15 protein-coding genes are annotated in these 15,906 nt (G+C 61.8%); 7 read left to right on the top strand and 8 right to left on the bottom strand.

The annotated features are described in order from the left end of the window. Positions 1–9 precede the first annotated feature (9 nt). Genes AC56QP_RS03210 through AC56QP_RS03200 form a run of 3 tightly spaced genes read right to left on the bottom strand, consistent with a single transcriptional unit; the run spans position 10 to position 3,112 of the window. Positions 10–717 carry a transporter substrate-binding domain-containing protein gene (locus AC56QP_RS03210; protein ID WP_489860965.1) on the bottom strand — a complete coding sequence of 236 codons (708 nt, stop codon included), beginning with the start codon at positions 715–717 and terminating at the stop codon, positions 10–12. 52 nt (positions 718–769) lie between these two features. Then, entirely contained in the window at positions 770–1,837 is a 1,068-nt protein-coding gene (locus tag AC56QP_RS03205) for a hypothetical protein (RefSeq protein ID WP_489860966.1), read from the bottom strand. A 24-nt stretch (positions 1,838–1,861) separates the two neighbouring features. Further along, a complete protein-coding gene (locus tag AC56QP_RS03200; protein ID WP_489860967.1) occupies positions 1,862–3,112 on the bottom strand; it encodes a cytochrome P450 in 1,251 nt (416 codons plus the stop codon). A 104-nt stretch (positions 3,113–3,216) separates the two neighbouring features. Between AC56QP_RS03200 and AC56QP_RS03195 the strand changes: the two genes are divergently transcribed. Then, complete coding sequence (locus tag AC56QP_RS03195; protein ID WP_489860968.1) at positions 3,217–4,320, top strand: NAD(P)/FAD-dependent oxidoreductase; 1,104 nt, start codon at positions 3,217–3,219, stop codon at positions 4,318–4,320. Between the two features lie 31 nt (positions 4,321–4,351). Here AC56QP_RS03195 and AC56QP_RS03190 read toward each other — a convergent pair whose 3' ends face one another. Beyond that, entirely contained in the window at positions 4,352–5,731 is a 1,380-nt protein-coding gene (locus AC56QP_RS03190) for a pyridoxal phosphate-dependent decarboxylase family protein (protein WP_489860969.1), read from the bottom strand. Positions 5,732–5,780: 49 nt separating this feature from the next. Then, positions 5,781–6,371: a hypothetical protein gene (locus AC56QP_RS03185; protein WP_489860970.1), complete on the bottom strand. Its 591-nt coding sequence runs from the start codon at positions 6,369–6,371 to the stop codon at positions 5,781–5,783. Between the two features lie 328 nt (positions 6,372–6,699). Between AC56QP_RS03185 and clpP the strand changes: the two genes are divergently transcribed. The 4 genes from clpP to AC56QP_RS03165 all read left to right on the top strand — a co-directional run bounded on the left by clpP (position 6,700) and on the right by AC56QP_RS03165 (position 12,086). After that, complete coding sequence (gene clpP / locus AC56QP_RS03180; protein ID WP_256750838.1) at positions 6,700–7,329, top strand: ATP-dependent Clp endopeptidase proteolytic subunit ClpP; 630 nt, start codon at positions 6,700–6,702, stop codon at positions 7,327–7,329. A gap of 295 nt (positions 7,330–7,624) precedes the next feature. Then, positions 7,625–8,899 carry an ATP-dependent Clp protease ATP-binding subunit ClpX gene (gene clpX / locus AC56QP_RS03175; RefSeq protein WP_023759839.1) on the top strand — a complete coding sequence of 425 codons (1,275 nt, stop codon included), beginning with the start codon at positions 7,625–7,627 and terminating at the stop codon, positions 8,897–8,899. A gap of 306 nt (positions 8,900–9,205) precedes the next feature. After that, on the top strand, positions 9,206–11,617 hold the full coding sequence (lon, locus tag AC56QP_RS03170) for an endopeptidase La (RefSeq protein ID WP_489860971.1): 2,412 nt from the start codon (positions 9,206–9,208) through the stop codon (positions 11,615–11,617). A 196-nt stretch (positions 11,618–11,813) separates the two neighbouring features. Next, on the top strand, positions 11,814–12,086 hold the full coding sequence (locus AC56QP_RS03165) for an HU family DNA-binding protein (RefSeq protein WP_023798342.1): 273 nt from the start codon (positions 11,814–11,816) through the stop codon (positions 12,084–12,086). A gap of 88 nt (positions 12,087–12,174) precedes the next feature. Here the strand turns inward: AC56QP_RS03165 and AC56QP_RS03160 are convergent, their stop codons facing one another. Next, positions 12,175–13,197 (bottom strand): aldo/keto reductase, encoded by a 1,023-nt coding sequence (locus tag AC56QP_RS03160; RefSeq protein ID WP_489860972.1) that lies wholly within the window; start codon positions 13,195–13,197, stop codon positions 12,175–12,177. A 105-nt stretch (positions 13,198–13,302) separates the two neighbouring features. Here AC56QP_RS03160 and AC56QP_RS03155 point away from each other — a divergent pair, with 105 nt between their 5' ends. Both AC56QP_RS03155 and AC56QP_RS03150 read left to right on the top strand, forming a co-directional pair. Next, on the top strand, positions 13,303–13,929 hold the full coding sequence (locus tag AC56QP_RS03155; RefSeq protein WP_489860973.1) for an SIS domain-containing protein: 627 nt from the start codon (positions 13,303–13,305) through the stop codon (positions 13,927–13,929). A 3-nt stretch (positions 13,930–13,932) separates the two neighbouring features. After that, positions 13,933–14,676 (top strand): creatininase family protein, encoded by a 744-nt coding sequence (locus AC56QP_RS03150; protein WP_489860974.1) that lies wholly within the window; start codon positions 13,933–13,935, stop codon positions 14,674–14,676. On the opposite strand, the gene AC56QP_RS03145 is transcribed toward AC56QP_RS03150, so the two are convergent. Together AC56QP_RS03145 and AC56QP_RS03140 are read right to left on the bottom strand one after the other, a co-directional pair. Further along, on the bottom strand, positions 14,673–14,987 hold the full coding sequence (locus AC56QP_RS03145) for a hypothetical protein (protein ID WP_489860975.1): 315 nt from the start codon (positions 14,985–14,987) through the stop codon (positions 14,673–14,675). The two genes, AC56QP_RS03150 and AC56QP_RS03145, sit on opposite strands and share 4 nt — an antisense overlap. Continuing rightward, the gene (locus AC56QP_RS03140) at positions 14,984–15,901 is read right to left on the bottom strand and encodes a carbohydrate ABC transporter permease (RefSeq protein WP_091578215.1); all 918 of its coding nucleotides are present in this window, start codon (positions 15,899–15,901) and stop codon (positions 14,984–14,986) included. Before AC56QP_RS03140 ends, AC56QP_RS03145 begins: the two co-directional genes overlap by 4 nt. Between the last annotated feature and the right edge of the window lie 5 nt (positions 15,902–15,906).

The following is a 15,906-nucleotide window of genomic DNA, read 5'->3' as shown; positions in this document are numbered from 1 at the left end:
CACCCAGCCTCACAAAAGGCGATCGATATCGGCATCGGAAAATCCGTATCCGCTCATCAGTTCCCGGTGCCAGGGACTTCCCAACAGTTCGCCCAGGCTTGAGTCGATGCGTTGGCGCAGAGCCGTATTGTTTTTGGCCACGGCGAAGGCGCCGGCAGCCGGCTGTTTTTCGGTCGCCGGAATATCAATAACGGCAAGAGGTGCCTGCGGCCACCGGTCGAGATAGCCCTGGTGCGCCAGCGCAACGCTGGCATAGGCATGCACCGTGCCGGCCGCGACGGCGTCCGCCGCGGCTGCTTGTGTGGCGAATATCCGGATCCGCTCCGGCGCAACGCCATTTTGCAGCGCCGTCTGATGTTGGATTTGGCCGGATATGACGCCGATCAGCGCCGTCCGATCGTCGGCCACCGACCGATAGCCGCGAAAGCCACGAGGATTGCCTTTGGCGACCAGCAACCCGTCCTGCAGCACCCAGATCGGCCGCGTGAAGTCGACAACTCTCCTGCGCTCGTCCGAGATGAACAGGCCGGTGGTCATGTCCCAGCGGTTGCCAGCCAATCCGGGAAGCAGTTCGGCGAACTCGGTTTCGATCGGCAGGAAGGCATCGAGCTTCAGCCCCTCGCACACCTTCCCGGCGAGTTCGGCATCGCAGCCGAGAAGATTGCCGCCGGCATCCCTGACGCAGAAGGGCGGCTCCTGCAAAAAGGCAAATCTCATTGTCTCGCCCATGGTATCCGGTCCCCGCAATGTTTGAACCAGGCTGCGTTGCCTACTTCGCCGGGAACTGGCTGAGGCAAGCTTCCGACGCCTGGTCGTGGAAGGTCAGAATGTCGGCGTCCTGCGCCTCGATGTCCGCGTCGGAGATCTCGTTGCGATAATACTGCGTCAGCAGATCGAGTCCCGTTTGCGTGACCCCTTGCGTCGGGAGTTCGCGGGCAATGCAACCGCATAGACCGAGCGCTCGGTCAGGTGATCCAATCTTGCGATTGGTCAGGATGAAATCCTGCGCTGGGCAGGCGTCCAGGAAGGCTTCGAAGTCAAGCTTTTGCTGCGGCTGGTCGCCGTGCTTGAAATAGGCCGGTTGCCACTGGCTTTTGCCACTTATGACGCCGCAACCGGTTCCCACATCCTCGGCATCCTTGAGCAGGGCGAGCCATGCCTTTTCCTTCTCGCCATTCGGATAGGCGAAGTTTTCGCCCATCGAGGCCGTATAGGTGTCCAGGCTGGCCTGGCTGAAGCCGATTGCCTGAAACCGGTTGAACTGGCATTGGCACTCGCCGGCCACCTGTTCAGCTTCACCCTCCTCGGGCTGCTCGCTCGACTTGGATTTCTGGCAAGCCGCCAGGAAGGCGACACCGTCGAGCGAGGTGGCAGGGAACGTCGAGGAATCCGCATAATGATCGCCTGTCCAACTGGCCAGTACTTGGTCGAGTTGAAAGTCGATGAAGCCGTTGCGCTTGAAGGCGCCGAAGCCGACCTTGGCGGGATCGGCAAGCCTTGCGCCCGGGATGTCGCCCAACACCTCGCGATAGCTGTCGCCTTCCAGCACGAAAACGAAAAGTCCGCATTTCACCCCGTCGCAAGCGGGATCGGCGACATAGACATAGAGTTCGGAAAACCCGTCGAGGTTGAAATCGGCCTCATAGGCCCAGAACCTGTCGGCGGGCACGGCGATGCCGGTCTGGCGTTCAATCAGAATGCTCGCCAGCTTCCTTGCCACGGCGTCGCTGTTTTCTTGCGGGATGTTTTCCTGTTGTTGCTGAGCCCATGCGCTGGCAAGGCTCGCCAGTGCGATGCCCAAAGCCAGCGCGACCGCGCGTATCGAAATGCCCCTCATCTCGCAGCCCCAGGCCCGCGATCGTCAGAAGCCGACGGCGAGCGTTTCCAGCCCATGGAAATGATAAGTGTCGCGGAAGCGCGGCTGTTCGGCAAGATGGAGTCGCGGATGCCGTCCGAACAAAGTTTTCAGCGACACCTGCAATTCGAGCCGGGCGAGCGGCGCACCGATGCAGAAATGGATGCCGGCGCCGAATGACACGTTCTTCTGGTCCGCACGATCCGGCCGGAAGGCGAGGGGTTCGGCGAAGGCGCGCGGGTCATGATTGGCCATGCCAAGCAGCAGGCCGATCGTCTGGCCCGGCTGCACGACGATACCGGGCGCGATTTCGATCTCCTGATAGGCGTAGCGGGTAAACATGTGCAGCGGCGCGTCGAAACGCAGGCATTCCTCGACCGTTGCCGCGGTCGCTTCGGGCGAGATGAAGAAGCGGCGCGGGTCGCCGCCTTGCGCGAGGATCGAACGGACGGCGTTGCCGGTCTGATGCACCGTCGCTTCGTGGCCGGCATTGAGCAACAGGATCACCGAGGACACCAGCTCGTCCTCCGACAGCTTCTGGCCATCCTGCTGCGCCGAGATCAGCAACGACAGCAGGTCGTCGCCTGGGTTTTTGCGCCGCTCGGCGACATAGAGGCGCAGGAAATCGGTAAATTCGCCCGCGGCACGGTTGGCCGTCTCCTCGGTCTCGCGCGTGCGGCCATGCATGTACATCGCAACCATCCGATGCGACCAGTCGAGCAATTGAGGCCCCATCTCGACGGGCACGCCGAGCATCTCGGCAATGATGGTGATCGGCAAGGGAGCCGCGAAGGCGGGCAGCAGGTCGACTGATTTGTCCGGTTCGAAACGGTCGATCAGCTCGTTGGCGAGGGCTTCGACACGTGGCCGCAGCCGTTCGATCTGACGCGAGACGAACGCACGGTTGACCAGAGTTCTGAGCCGCGTGTGCACCGGCGGCTCCAGCTCCAGCATCGAGTTGGCTTCGATGCCGTCGAAGGCGCTCAGATGGCTGCGATCCTGGCCGATGCCGCTTCTGTCGGGAACGCCGGCCGGGTTCTGGCGGCCGAAGCGGCGGTCGCGCAACAGCCGGTTGACGTCGTCGAAGCCGCCAAAGCACCAGAAGCCGAATTCTTCCCAGAAAAATGCATTCGATGCGCCGTGCAGAAAGGCATAGGCCTCATGCGGGTTCTGGAAGAAGGCCGGTTCATGCGGATCAAGCCGCAGATGGCGGGTGGCTGGATCAAAGGCCAGGTAGGGTGGCGTCAATTTGGTCATGCCAGATCATTAGCGCGGCTTGTCAGCTCGGTGCCAGACCGTATGTTGGCGCCCGACACCCAATGAGTTGAGCCAGCCGATGCGGCTGCGGAAAGTCTGATCTGATGAATGTGATTGTGGTCGGTGCTGGGATCGCCGGGCTTTCAACGGCGTGGTCACTGGTCAAGGCTGGACACAGCGTCTCGATCGTCGAACAGGGGCCCATCCCCAATCCGTTGGCCGCGTCGGGCGATCATCACCGCATCATTCGCCGCGCTTACCGGGCCGGAACCGGCTATGGCCGGCTGATCACCGAAGCCTATCAGGCCTGGGACGAGATGTGGGCCGATCTGGGTGAAAACCACCTCGATGCGCGCGGTTTTGTCTGCATTTCGCGCGAGCCTGGCGACGAGGCCGAGGAATACCGCGAGGGCTTGGAAGAGGGCAATTTCCCGTTTGAATTGCTGGAGCCGGACGCAGCCGTCGAACGCTGGCCATTTCTTGAGGCTGGCTCATTCCGTTACGCTTATTATTCAACCGAAGGCGGCGCGCTGCATTGCCGCAAGATCGCGTCCGGCCTGGCAAGATGGCTGCGCGCCAACGGCGCCAATGTCTACGAGAACAGCAAGGTCGTGGAAGTCGATGCCGAAGCCGGCCATATCGTGCTTGCTGGTGGCGAAACCATGCAGGCCGACCGCGTCGTCGTCGCTGCCGGCGCCTGGGTGTTGAAACTGTTCCCGGAATTGGATGGCGAGCTGAAGACATATCGAACCGCGCTCGCCTATGTCGAACCGCCGGCGGACCTCGATGCGGCCTGGCAGGCAGCGCCGGTGGTCCTTGATATCGGCGGCGCTGTCGACGGCTATGTGATCCCGCCCTCCGGCGGCGCCGGGATGAAATTCGGTTCGGGACTGCACCGGGTGCCGACCAGCGATGCCGACTGGAACCGTCAACCGGTGGCAGGCGAGGGCGAGGCGATCCGCAATCTGTTTTCGCCACCGATCTCTCGTATCGGGGAGTACCGGGTGACGGAGGTCGTCACTTGCGCCTACACCTTCACCGCCGACGAGAAATTCATGGCGCACGAGAAGGGCAAATGCCTTATCGTCTCGGCTTGTTCGGGCCATGGTTATAAATTCGGTGCGGCGGTCGGCAGGCGGGTCGCGGCTTGCGTCGGCGACGGCAATGTCGCTGGCCTGAAGGCATGGCTGCGGGCGGAGGTGGCTTGAAGCGCAAGCCAGGTCTAAGGGCAACGGCGGCTCAGCGATTGAGCTCGTCGGCGGCGGCAATGACTTCCGCCACGATCGCCCGCACGTCCTCTGGCGTCGTTCGGTGATTGACGAAACACGCCCGCAGCGCGAACTGGCCGTTGATCGTTGCATTTGACAGGTACACCCGGCCACGCGCGATCACGCGGCGCAGGATCGCTTCGTTGCTCTTCGAGCGGTGGCGGAAACAGACTGCGCTTAGCGATACAGGGGCAAGCTGTTCCAGCTCCGGATACGACGCGATTGTCTGCGCCAATAATTGTGCGTGATTGAGATCGCGCGTGATGGCTTCGCGATAGGCACTGCGCCCGTGATACTGCAGCGACATCCAGAGTTTCAGCGCGCGGAAGCGTCGAGAAAGCTCGATCGACTCCTCGAAGAAGGCAAACGCTTCCGTCGGGTCTTCGCTCAGGATCCTGACATAATCGTCGCTGTGCGAGAAAGTCGTGCGCGCGACATCTGGATGACGATTGAGCAGGCAGCCGCAATCGAGTGGCTGATACAGCCATTTGTGCGCGTCGAGCGACAGAGAATCCGCCGAAGACAACCCCTGGAACTTTTCCGGCACCGCCAGAGCCGCCAGGCCCCCATAGGCACCATCGACATGCATCCATAGCGCCTCCCTCCGGGCAATGTCCGCGATTTCGGGGAGGGGATCGATCGCGCCGGAGACGATGGTGCCGACCGTGGCCACGATGGCGATCGGCATGTTTCCAGCCTCGCGGTCGACGGCAATGGCCGCCTGGAGGGCATCCGGTCGCATCCGGAATTTGTCGTCGACAGGGATCAAGCGAAGGTTGTTTCTGCCGATGCCCAGCAGTGCGACAGCCTTGGGAATGGACATGTGCACTTGTTCGGAAGCATAGATCACGCAGGGCCGTGCGCCTGTTTCGTTGGCTGGCTGCTTCGCTTCACGCGCCATCGCCAACGCCATGAGGTTGGCCGACGAGCCGCCGCCGCACAGGCTGCCGGTAAATCCGGCGCAGCCGACAGCCTCCGCCAACCATCCGACAACGGCGCGTTCGATCGACGTCGCCGCGGGAGCCGACCGCCACGACGTCACATTCTGATTGAGCACCGCGGCCAGCAATTCTCCCAGCGCGCCGACCGGTTCGCCTGAGCCGACGACGTAACCGAAGAATCTGCCGGTGGCAGGTCGCACATGCTCTGACATCGACTTGAAGTCCTGCAAGACTTCCCGACCACGACCGTTCTCCAGCCAAGGACGCGAGAAGAGTTCGGTCGTATCCTCGCCGCTGGTCGAGGGGTACGCCCGACGCTCCTCGAGGGACGCCCAATAGCTTTTGGCCAGTTCCAGGGCCTCTTCCGCGAAATCTGATAGTTCTTGATTGGAAACTTCCAGGTCGCGCATGTCCTCAGCCCAACGGAAATTCGCTGCGGCGCAGGCTACGCGATGGCCGCTAATCCTGGCAATGCCTCGGAATATGCACACGCCGCCAGCCTGACGACCCTTCGCGGATCAGCACGCGCCGCGCGACGGTCTGGTAGGAGGCGGGAACATCGATGAAGCGCCGTTGTTCCGGCTGCACCAGCACCTCTTCGGCAATCCGGTCGTACTGCGCCGGGATGACGACGCGCCGCGTGCGTTCCGGCTGGATCACCACGGTCTCGGCGACCCGCCCGTAGCGCGCCTTGTGCCAGATCTTGCACAGCACTCGGCGGCCGTGGATGACACGCCATTCCCAGGAATAGCCGCCATCATCGACCTGGACCGTATGGTAGACGGTACGGGTGACGGCGGGCACGACCTCGTAGGTCACCTGTGCCGGAACGGTCATCACCACGCGCTCGCGGGTACCGTAGATGGCGGGGACATAGTCGACCTGCTGGCCGGGCGGGGTGACCATGACGTCTTCGTAGACCGTGTCGTAGACGGCCGGCGTGCGGACAGGTTCATAGCATTCGGCGGCGAGGCCGCCGGCCGCCGTTTCGGAAATCGTGCCGAGCATGGTCAGCCCGGCAATGGTGAAGCATGCGGTTTTCCCGGACATGACACTGCCCCTGTTTGAACTCTACGCACAAGTTCAACGTTGAATTGTAGAGGAAGCATTTTCGGAGAAAAGCGGTTTCCGCGCATTTCGTTAAGCGACGCGGTTAAGAAACTGCTACTGGATCACCAGTGTCGCCAGCGGGAGACGGCGCCAGCCGATAAATCCTGTCAGCGTAACCTTGATTCGACTTACCCAGATGGCTAGGACGGGTCGGCCTTGCACAAGGATGAGCCGGCATCCTATTTACGGAACAACGATCCAGACCGATTCTGCCCGACTTGCCAGCCTTCCCGGCGCCGGAATCCCACCGCGAGATAAGAGATAACTGATGAAGAACCCCGTCGAAACCTACATGAACCTCGTTCCGATGGTGGTCGAACAGACCAATCGCGGCGAACGGGCCTACGACATTTTCTCCCGCCTCCTCAAGGAGCGCATCATTTTCATCACCGGTCCGGTCGAGGACGGCATGGCGACGCTGGTCTGCGCGCAGCTTTTGTTCCTCGAAGCCGAGAATCCGAAGAAGGAAATCAACCTCTACATCAATTCGCCGGGCGGCGTCGTCACCTCGGGCATGGCGATCTACGACACCATGCAGTTCATTAAGCCGGCCGTGTCGACGCTCTGCATCGGCCAGGCGGCCTCGATGGGCTCGCTGCTTCTGACCGCTGGCCACAAGGACATGCGCTTCGCCACGCCGAACGCCCGCATCATGGTTCACCAGCCATCAGGCGGCTTCCAGGGTCAGGCCTCCGACATCGAGCGCCACGCCCAGGACATCATCAAGCTGAAGCGTCGCCTCAACGAGGTTTATGTCAAGCACACCGGCAAGAGCTACGAAGAGATCGAGAAGACGCTGGACCGCGACCATTTCATGACCGCCGACGAAGCCAAGGATTTCGGCCTCATCGACAAGGTCATTTCGTCGCGCGAGGCGGCTGAAGGAGCTGTGGCATAAAGGCTTGTTGGCAGTTGGATGGCACCATCACGCGCTTTTGGCGCGTGTTGCGGCATTTCGGCCACAATTGGCTGTTCCCTCGGCGGGCAGGATTGCCTACGTTAAGGCTATGTTGAGTTTCGACGGCTTAGCTTTAGGCGGGGTTGTCGCGAATCATTGCCACGTTTTCTGATTTGTGTTTCGTACGGAATGCGTTGCGGGAGCCGGGATACTGGCGGCGGCGGATTCCCGCGATAGATAGAGTATGCGCCCTTTCAGCCAGACCATCGGCGGGCGGCCATGAAAGGACATGAAAATGAGCAAGGTCGGCAACAACAGCGGCGATTCCAAGAACACGCTTTATTGCTCGTTTTGCGGCAAAAGCCAGCACGAAGTGCGCAAGCTGATCGCCGGTCCGACGGTCTTCATCTGCGACGAGTGCGTCGAGCTCTGCATGGACATCATCCGCGAGGAGAACAAGACCTCGATGGTGAAGTCGCGCGAGGGCGTGCCGACACCGCAGGAGATCCTCAAGGTTCTCGACGACTATGTCATCGGCCAGCCCTACGCCAAGCGCGTGCTGTCGGTGGCGGTTCACAATCACTACAAGCGCCTCGCGCATGCCGGCAAGAACAACGATGTCGAACTGGCGAAGTCGAACATCCTGCTGATCGGCCCGACCGGTTGTGGCAAGACGCTGCTCGCGCAGACGCTGGCCCGCATCATCGACGTGCCGTTCACCATGGCGGACGCGACGACGCTGACCGAAGCCGGTTATGTCGGCGAGGATGTCGAAAACATCATCCTGAAGCTGTTGCAGTCGGCCGACTACAATGTCGAACGCGCCCAGCGCGGCATCGTCTACATCGACGAAATCGACAAGATTTCGCGCAAGTCCGACAATCCCTCGATCACCCGCGACGTGTCGGGCGAGGGCGTGCAACAGGCGCTGTTGAAGATCATGGAAGGCACGGTCGCCTCCGTGCCGCCGCAGGGCGGCAGGAAGCATCCGCAGCAGGAGTTCCTGCAGGTGGACACCGCCAACATCCTGTTCATCTGCGGTGGCGCCTTCGCTGGCCTGGACAAGATCATTTCGGATCGCGGCAGAAAAACCTCGATTGGCTTCGGCGCCATCGTCGCTTCGCCCGAGGATCGCCGCACCGGCGATGTTTTCCGCCTGGTCGAGCCCGAGGATCTGCTGAAATTCGGTCTTATTCCCGAATTTGTCGGCCGTTTGCCGGTTCTGGCGACCCTTGAGGACCTTGACGAGCCGGCTCTGATCCAGATTCTGACCGAACCGAAGAATGCGCTGGTCAAGCAGTATCAGCGGCTGTTCGAGATGGAGAATGTCGACCTGACATTCCATGAGAATGCCTTGTCGGCGATCGCCAAGCGCGCCATCGAGCGCAAGACCGGCGCGCGTGGCCTGCGCTCGATCATGGAAGCGATCCTGCTCGACACGATGTTCGAACTTCCGGCGCTCGAAGGCGTGCGCGAAGTGGTTATTTCGGAAGAGGTGGTGACCGGCAGCGCCAGGCCGCTCTACATCTACTCCGAACAGAAGGAAAAGAAGGGCAATGTCAGCGCCTGACATGAGCCTGCAGCGGAATTTTGAAACGGCGCCGCGAGGCGCCGTTTTGCTGTTATGCAGGGTTTCGCGGCTGCGCGCGGTTTTGCCGTCGCAAATGTGTCACTTGCGGGCAAGTTGGAGGGCCGGATTTGTACCTGCCCCTTGATCTTTGTGGGTCGTGCATCCAACTAAACGGGGAAGGCCGAGGTGCCCGATTTCTGTGCTATAAAACTCCCGTCACAAACGGTGGTAGGCGGAACGATCCCCGGTCGTTAATATAAGATTCGCGGTTGGCCGACTGGCGGTCGCGACATGAAAGGTTGGACAATGGCCAAAATATCCAAGGCTCCCAGCGACGGCGTCTTCGCAGTCCTCCCGTTGCGCGACATCGTGGTGTTCCCGCATATGATCGTTCCGCTCTTCGTCGGGCGTGAGAAGTCGATCAAGGCGCTGGAAGAGGTGATGGGTCAGGAAAAGCAGATCCTGCTCGCCACCCAGATGAATGCCGCTGACGACGATCCCGAGCCCGATGCCATCTTTGACATCGGCACGCTCGCCAATGTGCTGCAATTGCTGAAGCTGCCCGACGGCACCGTCAAGGTCCTGGTCGAGGGAGCCACGCGCGCGAAAATCGTTTCGTTCACCGACCGCCCCGATTTCCACGAGGCCCGCGCCACGGCGCTGGTCGAGCCGGATGAGGAAGAGGTCGAGGTCGAGGCGCTGGCCCGTTCCGTCGTCACCGACTTCGAGAATTACGTCAAGCTGAACAAGAAGATCTCGCCTGAAGTGGTGGGTGCCGCCAGCCAGATCGACGACTATTCCAAGCTCGCCGACACGGTTGCCTCGCATCTCGCCATCAAGATCCCTGAAAAGCAGGAGATGCTGGCCACGCTCTCGGTGAAGGAGCGGCTGGAAAAGGCGATGGGCTTCATGGAAGCCGAAATCTCCGTCCTGCAGGTGGAGAAGCGCATCCGCTCGCGCGTCAAGCGCCAGATGGAGAAGACACAGCGCGAGTACTACCTCAACGAGCAGATGAAGGCGATCCAGAAGGAACTCGGCGAAGGCGAGGACGGCCGCGACGAGGCCGCCGAGATCGAGGCGCGCATCAAGAAGACGAAGCTCTCCAAGGAGGCTCGCGAAAAGGCGGAAGCCGAATTGAAGAAGCTGCGGACGATGTCGCCGATGTCGGCTGAATCGACCGTCGTGCGCAATTATCTCGACTGGATCCTGTCGATCCCGTGGGGCAAGAACTCCAAGGTCAAGCAGGACCTGGCCTTCGCGCAGAACGTGCTCGACACCGATCATTTCGGCCTCGACAAGGTCAAGGACCGCATTGTCGAGTACCTTGCCGTGCAAAGCCGCCAGAAGAAGCTGAAGGGGCCGATCCTGTGCCTCGTCGGCCCTCCCGGCGTCGGCAAGACCTCGCTCGGCAAGTCGATCGCCAAGGCGACGGGTCGCGAATTCATCCGCATGGCGCTGGGCGGCGTGCGTGACGAAGCCGAGATCCGCGGCCACCGGCGCACCTATATCGGCTCGATGCCCGGCAAGGTCATCCAGTCAATGAAAAAGGCGAAGAAGTCCAACCCGCTCTTCCTGCTCGACGAGATCGACAAGATGGGCCAGGATTTCCGTGGCGATCCGTCGTCGGCGCTGCTTGAGGTGCTCGATCCGGAACAGAACTCGACGTTCATGGACCACTACCTCGAGGTCGAATACGACCTGTCGAGCGTGATGTTCGTGACGACGGCGAATACGCTGAACATCCCCGCGCCCTTGATGGACCGCATGGAGATCATCCGTATCGCTGGCTACACCGAGGACGAGAAGATCGAAATCGCCAAGCGGCACCTGATGCCGAAGGTGGTCCGCGATCACGCGCTGCAGCCGAAGGAATTCTCCGTCGGCGAGGACGCGATCCGCGCCATCATCCAGACCTACACCCGTGAAGCGGGCGTCAGAAGTCTGGAGCGCGAGCTGATGAAGCTCGGGCGCAAGGCGGTGACCGAGATCCTGAAGACGAAGAAGAAGACGGTGAACATCACGGCGGCGAACCTCGCCGATTACCTCGGTGTTCCGCGCTTCCGCTTCGGTCAGGTCGAGGCTGACGATCAGGTCGGTGTCGTTACCGGGCTCGCCTGGACGGAAGTTGGCGGCGAATTGCTGACGGTGGAAGGCGTCATGATGCCCGGCAAGGGCCGCATGACGGTGACCGGCAACCTGCGCGACGTGATGAAGGAATCGATTTCGGCGGCGGCCTCTTATGTCCGCTCGCGCGCCATCGATTTCGGCATCGAGCCGCCGCTGTTCGACAAGCGCGACATCCACGTCCACGTGCCGGAGGGTGCCACGCCCAAGGATGGACCGTCGGCCGGCGTGGCGATGGCGACGGCGATCGTCTCCGTGCTGACCGGCATTCCGGTCAAGGCCGATGTCGCCATGACCGGCGAGATCACGCTGCGCGGCAGGGTGCTGCCGATCGGCGGCCTCAAGGAGAAGCTGCTTGCCGCATTGCGCGGCGGCATCAAGAAGGTGCTGATCCCGGAAGACAACGCCAAGGATCTGGCGGAGATTCCGGACAACGTGAAGAACGGCATGGAAATCATTCCGGTCGCACGGGTCGGTGAGGTATTGCGCCATGCGCTGGTGCGTATGCCGGAGCCGATCGAGTGGGTCGAACCGGTCAATCCGCCGGCCACAACGGACAGCTCGGACGATGCCAGCAAGACGCTTGCGCATTAGTTAAAGCTAAAGTTGCGGCGCACAAACAGAGAGCCGGGCTTCATGCCCGGCTTTTTCATGTGAAAAACCCCGGAATTCCGGGCTTTTTCCGCTTTTTTCCCGGCTTTTCGACTTGGTTGCGGGAACGCTTCTTTCTAAAGTCCGTTTCCTGCCGGATGAGTCGTTAGTTCCGGTGTTCTCATGGAAGGGAATTTTTATGAACAAGAACGAACTGGTGTCCGCTGTCGCCGACGCCGCGAGCATTTCGAAGGGTGACGCGCAGTCGGCGGTCGATGCGGTATTTTCCGTGATCACCGGCGAACTGAAGAAGGGCGGCGATGTCCGGCTTGTCGGCTTTGGCAATTTCACCGTGTCAAAGCGTGCGGCTTCGACCGGCCGCAATCCGCAGACCGGTGCCGAAGTGCAGATCCCGGCACGCACCGTGCCGAAGTTCTCGGCCGGCAAGGGCCTCAAGGACGCAGTCAACTAAGCGTTTCTTTTCTTTTCAGAGACCAGAAAAGCCGGGCTTGCCCGGCTTTTCATTTTTATGCCCCACGGCAACGCGAACGGTCGTCGGCTTATGCGGTCGGCGCCTCAGGGCGCATTAGGCCTTCCTGCTTGAGATCGGCCCAAAGCGCTGCCGGCAGCTTCGCGTCGAGCAGCGAGCGGTTGCTCTCGACTTCGCTCGGTCGCTGGCCGCCGGGGATCACCGAGACGACCGACGGGTGCAGCAACGGGAATTGCAGCGCCGCCTCGATCAGCCGCACGCCATGGCGCTTGCAGACGGCCTCGATACGCGCCACGCGGTCAAGCACGTCCTGTGGCGCTTCGGTGTAGTTATAGTAGGCGCCCGGTTTCGGGCCCGTTGCCAGGATACCGGAATTGTAAGGTCCGCCGAGAACGATGCCGATGCCGCGCGCCTGGCAAAGCGGCAGGAAGGATGTCAGCGCCTCCTGCTCCAGCAGCGTATAGCGCCCGGCAAGCAGGAACAGATCGAAATCGCCACGCTCGGCCAGCGTCTGACAGACCTGCCACTCATTGATGCCGCCGCCGAACGCCTTGATGACGCCCTGGTCGCGCAGGGACAGCAGCCCGTAATAGCCCGAGCGCATGAACTCCTCGATGCGTTGGTCGGACGCTTCCTTGCTGCCATGGGTGAAGATATCGACATCATGGACGAAAAGGATGTCGATCCGATCGACGCCAAGCCGCTCCAATGAGGCCTCGAACGAGCGCATGACGCCGTCATAGCTGTAGTCGTACACCTCGCGGCGCGACGGCGTGTCGAAGAACTTGCCGATACCGGTGCGCTCCTCCGGCGGACAGGCGCGCATGATGCGGCCGACCTTGCTCGACAACACATAGTCGTCGCGCTTCTTGGAGCGCAGGAAGGGGTTGAGCCGCGTTTCCGACAGGCCGAGCCCGTAGAGCGGCGCGGTGTCGTAGTAGCGGCAGCCGGTCGCCCAGGCGGCCTCCAGCGTGGCATTGGCGTCCTCGTCCGAGACGGCACGGTAGAGGTTGCCGAGCGGCGCCGTGCCGAAGCCGAACTCGGTGAAGCTGATGCCGCCATTGCCGATGCGGTCGAAATGCCGTGTCTTCATGTCCTGCGGTTTTCCTGGGTTGATTTGTCTGACATGACACTATCATGCCCGTGGCCCGGCAAAAGCGTCGCGGAGCGTTGGACACGCATTTTCGCCGTTGCTAGCATGAACGAAATCAAGCTGTTCGTGGGAAAATCCCGGGATGATTTCGAGGGCGGGTTTGTGGTGAGCGAGCAGAGCGAAAACCTCTTCAGCACCGCGCTCGGCGAACTCGGCGGCGTGTTGGCTCGCATCGACGGGAGCCGCATCGACGCGGCTTGCAAGATGCTGGCCGACGCCAGGCAGATCGTCGTCTATGGCTGCGGCCGCGAGGCCTTGCAGGTCAAGGGTTTTGCCATGCGGCTCTACCATCTTGGCCTGCCGGTCTCGGTGGTCGGCGACATGACCACGCCACCCCTGGGGTCGGGCGATGTCTTCCTGGCCAGTTCCGGGCCTGGCGAGACCTCGACCGTGCTGACCTTGATGCGGGTCGCGCACGGTGCCGGCGCAACCAACCTCCTGCTGACCGCTCAGGCTGAGAGCAGCGCGGCAAGACAGGCCGATTTCACGCTGCTCATCCCGGCGCAGACCATGGCCAACGACCAGGGTCCGCGGAAGACATCGGTGCTGCCGATGGGCTCGGTGTTCGAAGGCGCACTGTTCCTGCTGTTCGAGGTGATGGTACTGAAGCTCAGGGATCTGACCGCTGCGACACCGGAAGCCATGCGCGCCCGCCACACCAACATGGAATAGATCATGCGCTACGAACTGATGCTGCCACACCAGATCCGCACGGCGATCGCCGAGAACTGGCCGGTGGCACTGCCGCTCGGCGTGCTCGAATATCACGGCGAGCACATGGCCGTCGGCATGGACACGCTGGCCGTCGTCAAGACGCTGGAACTGCTCGAGAAGGAGAGGGACATCGTCATCCTGCCGCCCTTCTACTACGGCGCGGCGAGCTATGCGGTGGCGCCGCCGGAAGGCACTGGCTCGGTGCAGGTCGGTGGCAATGCGCTGGCTCCGTTCGCGGAGGAGCTGTTCTACAGCCTGCTGCGCATCGGTTTTCGCAACATCCACGCCATCATCCACCACCAGACCGAGAATTTCGCCGCCGGCATGCCGACCGATCTCGCCTTCAAGACCGCCGGCCGCCAGGCGATCTTCCGCTTCCTCGAGAAGCAGCGCGGCGAGGGCTGGTGGGGTTCGGAGGCGATGGCCGACTACTATTCCGGACACGCTGCGGGTGAAAACTTCTTCAACTGGGTGCAGGTGCATCCGCTGATGCCGGCGGCAATGAACGGCAAGTACCCGTTCGACCATGCCGGCATTGGCGAGACGTCATTGATGCTGGCGCTATGCCCCGAAGCCGTCGATGCCGCTCACTTCGCCGACAATACGGGCTGGTACACGGCGAGCGCCAAGGAGGCATCGGCTGAGCTTGGAGAAGAGGGCGTCGCCATGATCATGGATCACCTGCGCACGATCCTGAGGGCCTAACCGCGGATTTTCTGCCGCTCTGCCCGGTAGTCGGCGATCGACTTGTCCGGATCGCTTTTCGTTGCCACGGCCCAAATGAACGTGCCGCCGCCGGCAATGGCAAGGATGGCAAAGAGCGCGATGCCAAGTGGAAACAGCTTGGTGTGGAGCATGATCAAGAGCATGGAGAGGCCGCCTCCCACCATCGCCAGTACAAAGCCGGCGATGACGGCTTGGCCTTGCCAGGCGACGGGCATGACGCCCTTGCCGTAGCGGTCGTAACCCTGGTGGCCCGCGCGGATGTTGCGCGCGACCCAGTATCCGGTCGTCACTTCACCGCCCCGGCAGTCATGCCCATGATCAGATAGCGTTCCAGCGCGATGCCAATGACCGCCAGCGGCGCTATCGCCGCGGTGGCCAGCGCTGCCATCGACCACCAGTTGATGCCTTGCGAGCCGGTCTGGCTCGCCACCATGACGGGAATTGTCTTTGCGTCGGTCGAAGTCAGAAGTGCGGCGAAGAAGTACTCGTTCCAGCACAGCACCATCGCCAGGATGAAGGCGGCGACCATGCCCGGCAACGCGATCGGCATGACGATGCGCAGGAACGCTCCCCAGATCGAAAGCCCGTCGACCAGTGCCGCTTCCTCGAGCTCGACCGGGATCGAGTTGAACTGGTCGCGCATGATCCAGATGACGATCGGCAGCACCATCAGCGTGTAGAGCAGGATCAGCCCGATGCGCGTGTCGAGCAGGCCGACCTCCCGGTAAAGCACCAGGAAGGGCAGCGCCAGCACCACCGGCGGCAGGATCAGCTGCGACAGGAAGAAGAACGAGATGTCCTCGTTCTTGAACCAGGCGAAGCGGTAACGATAGCGGGTGAGCCCGTAGGCCGCCAGGCTGCCGATGACGATGGCGAGGCTGGACGCGCCGACCGAGGTGATGACCGAGTTCATGAAGCGCTTGAAGAACTCATCGCGCACCGTGGAGGTCTGGAAGATCGAATCCGGCGACAGGCCGAGTGAACGCCAGCCCTTCCAGTCCGGCTGGAAGTCGACGAACGGGATCAGGTGGCCCTGGGTGACATCGACCGCCGATTTGAACGAGGTGGTTAGCGTCCAGTAGATCGGGAACAGGCAGATGAAGGCCCAGAACACCAGCGCGCCGTAGATGAAGACGCGGCTGGTGATGAAGCTCGCCGGAGAGCGGATTTCGGAAACGGTGTATTCGGTGGTTTGAACGCTCATGATTC

Source organism: Mesorhizobium sp. RCAM 05104, from assembly GCF_059683645.1.
The sequence above is the reverse complement of the archived record's forward strand: the minus strand, read 5'-3'. Positions and strand labels throughout refer to the sequence as shown.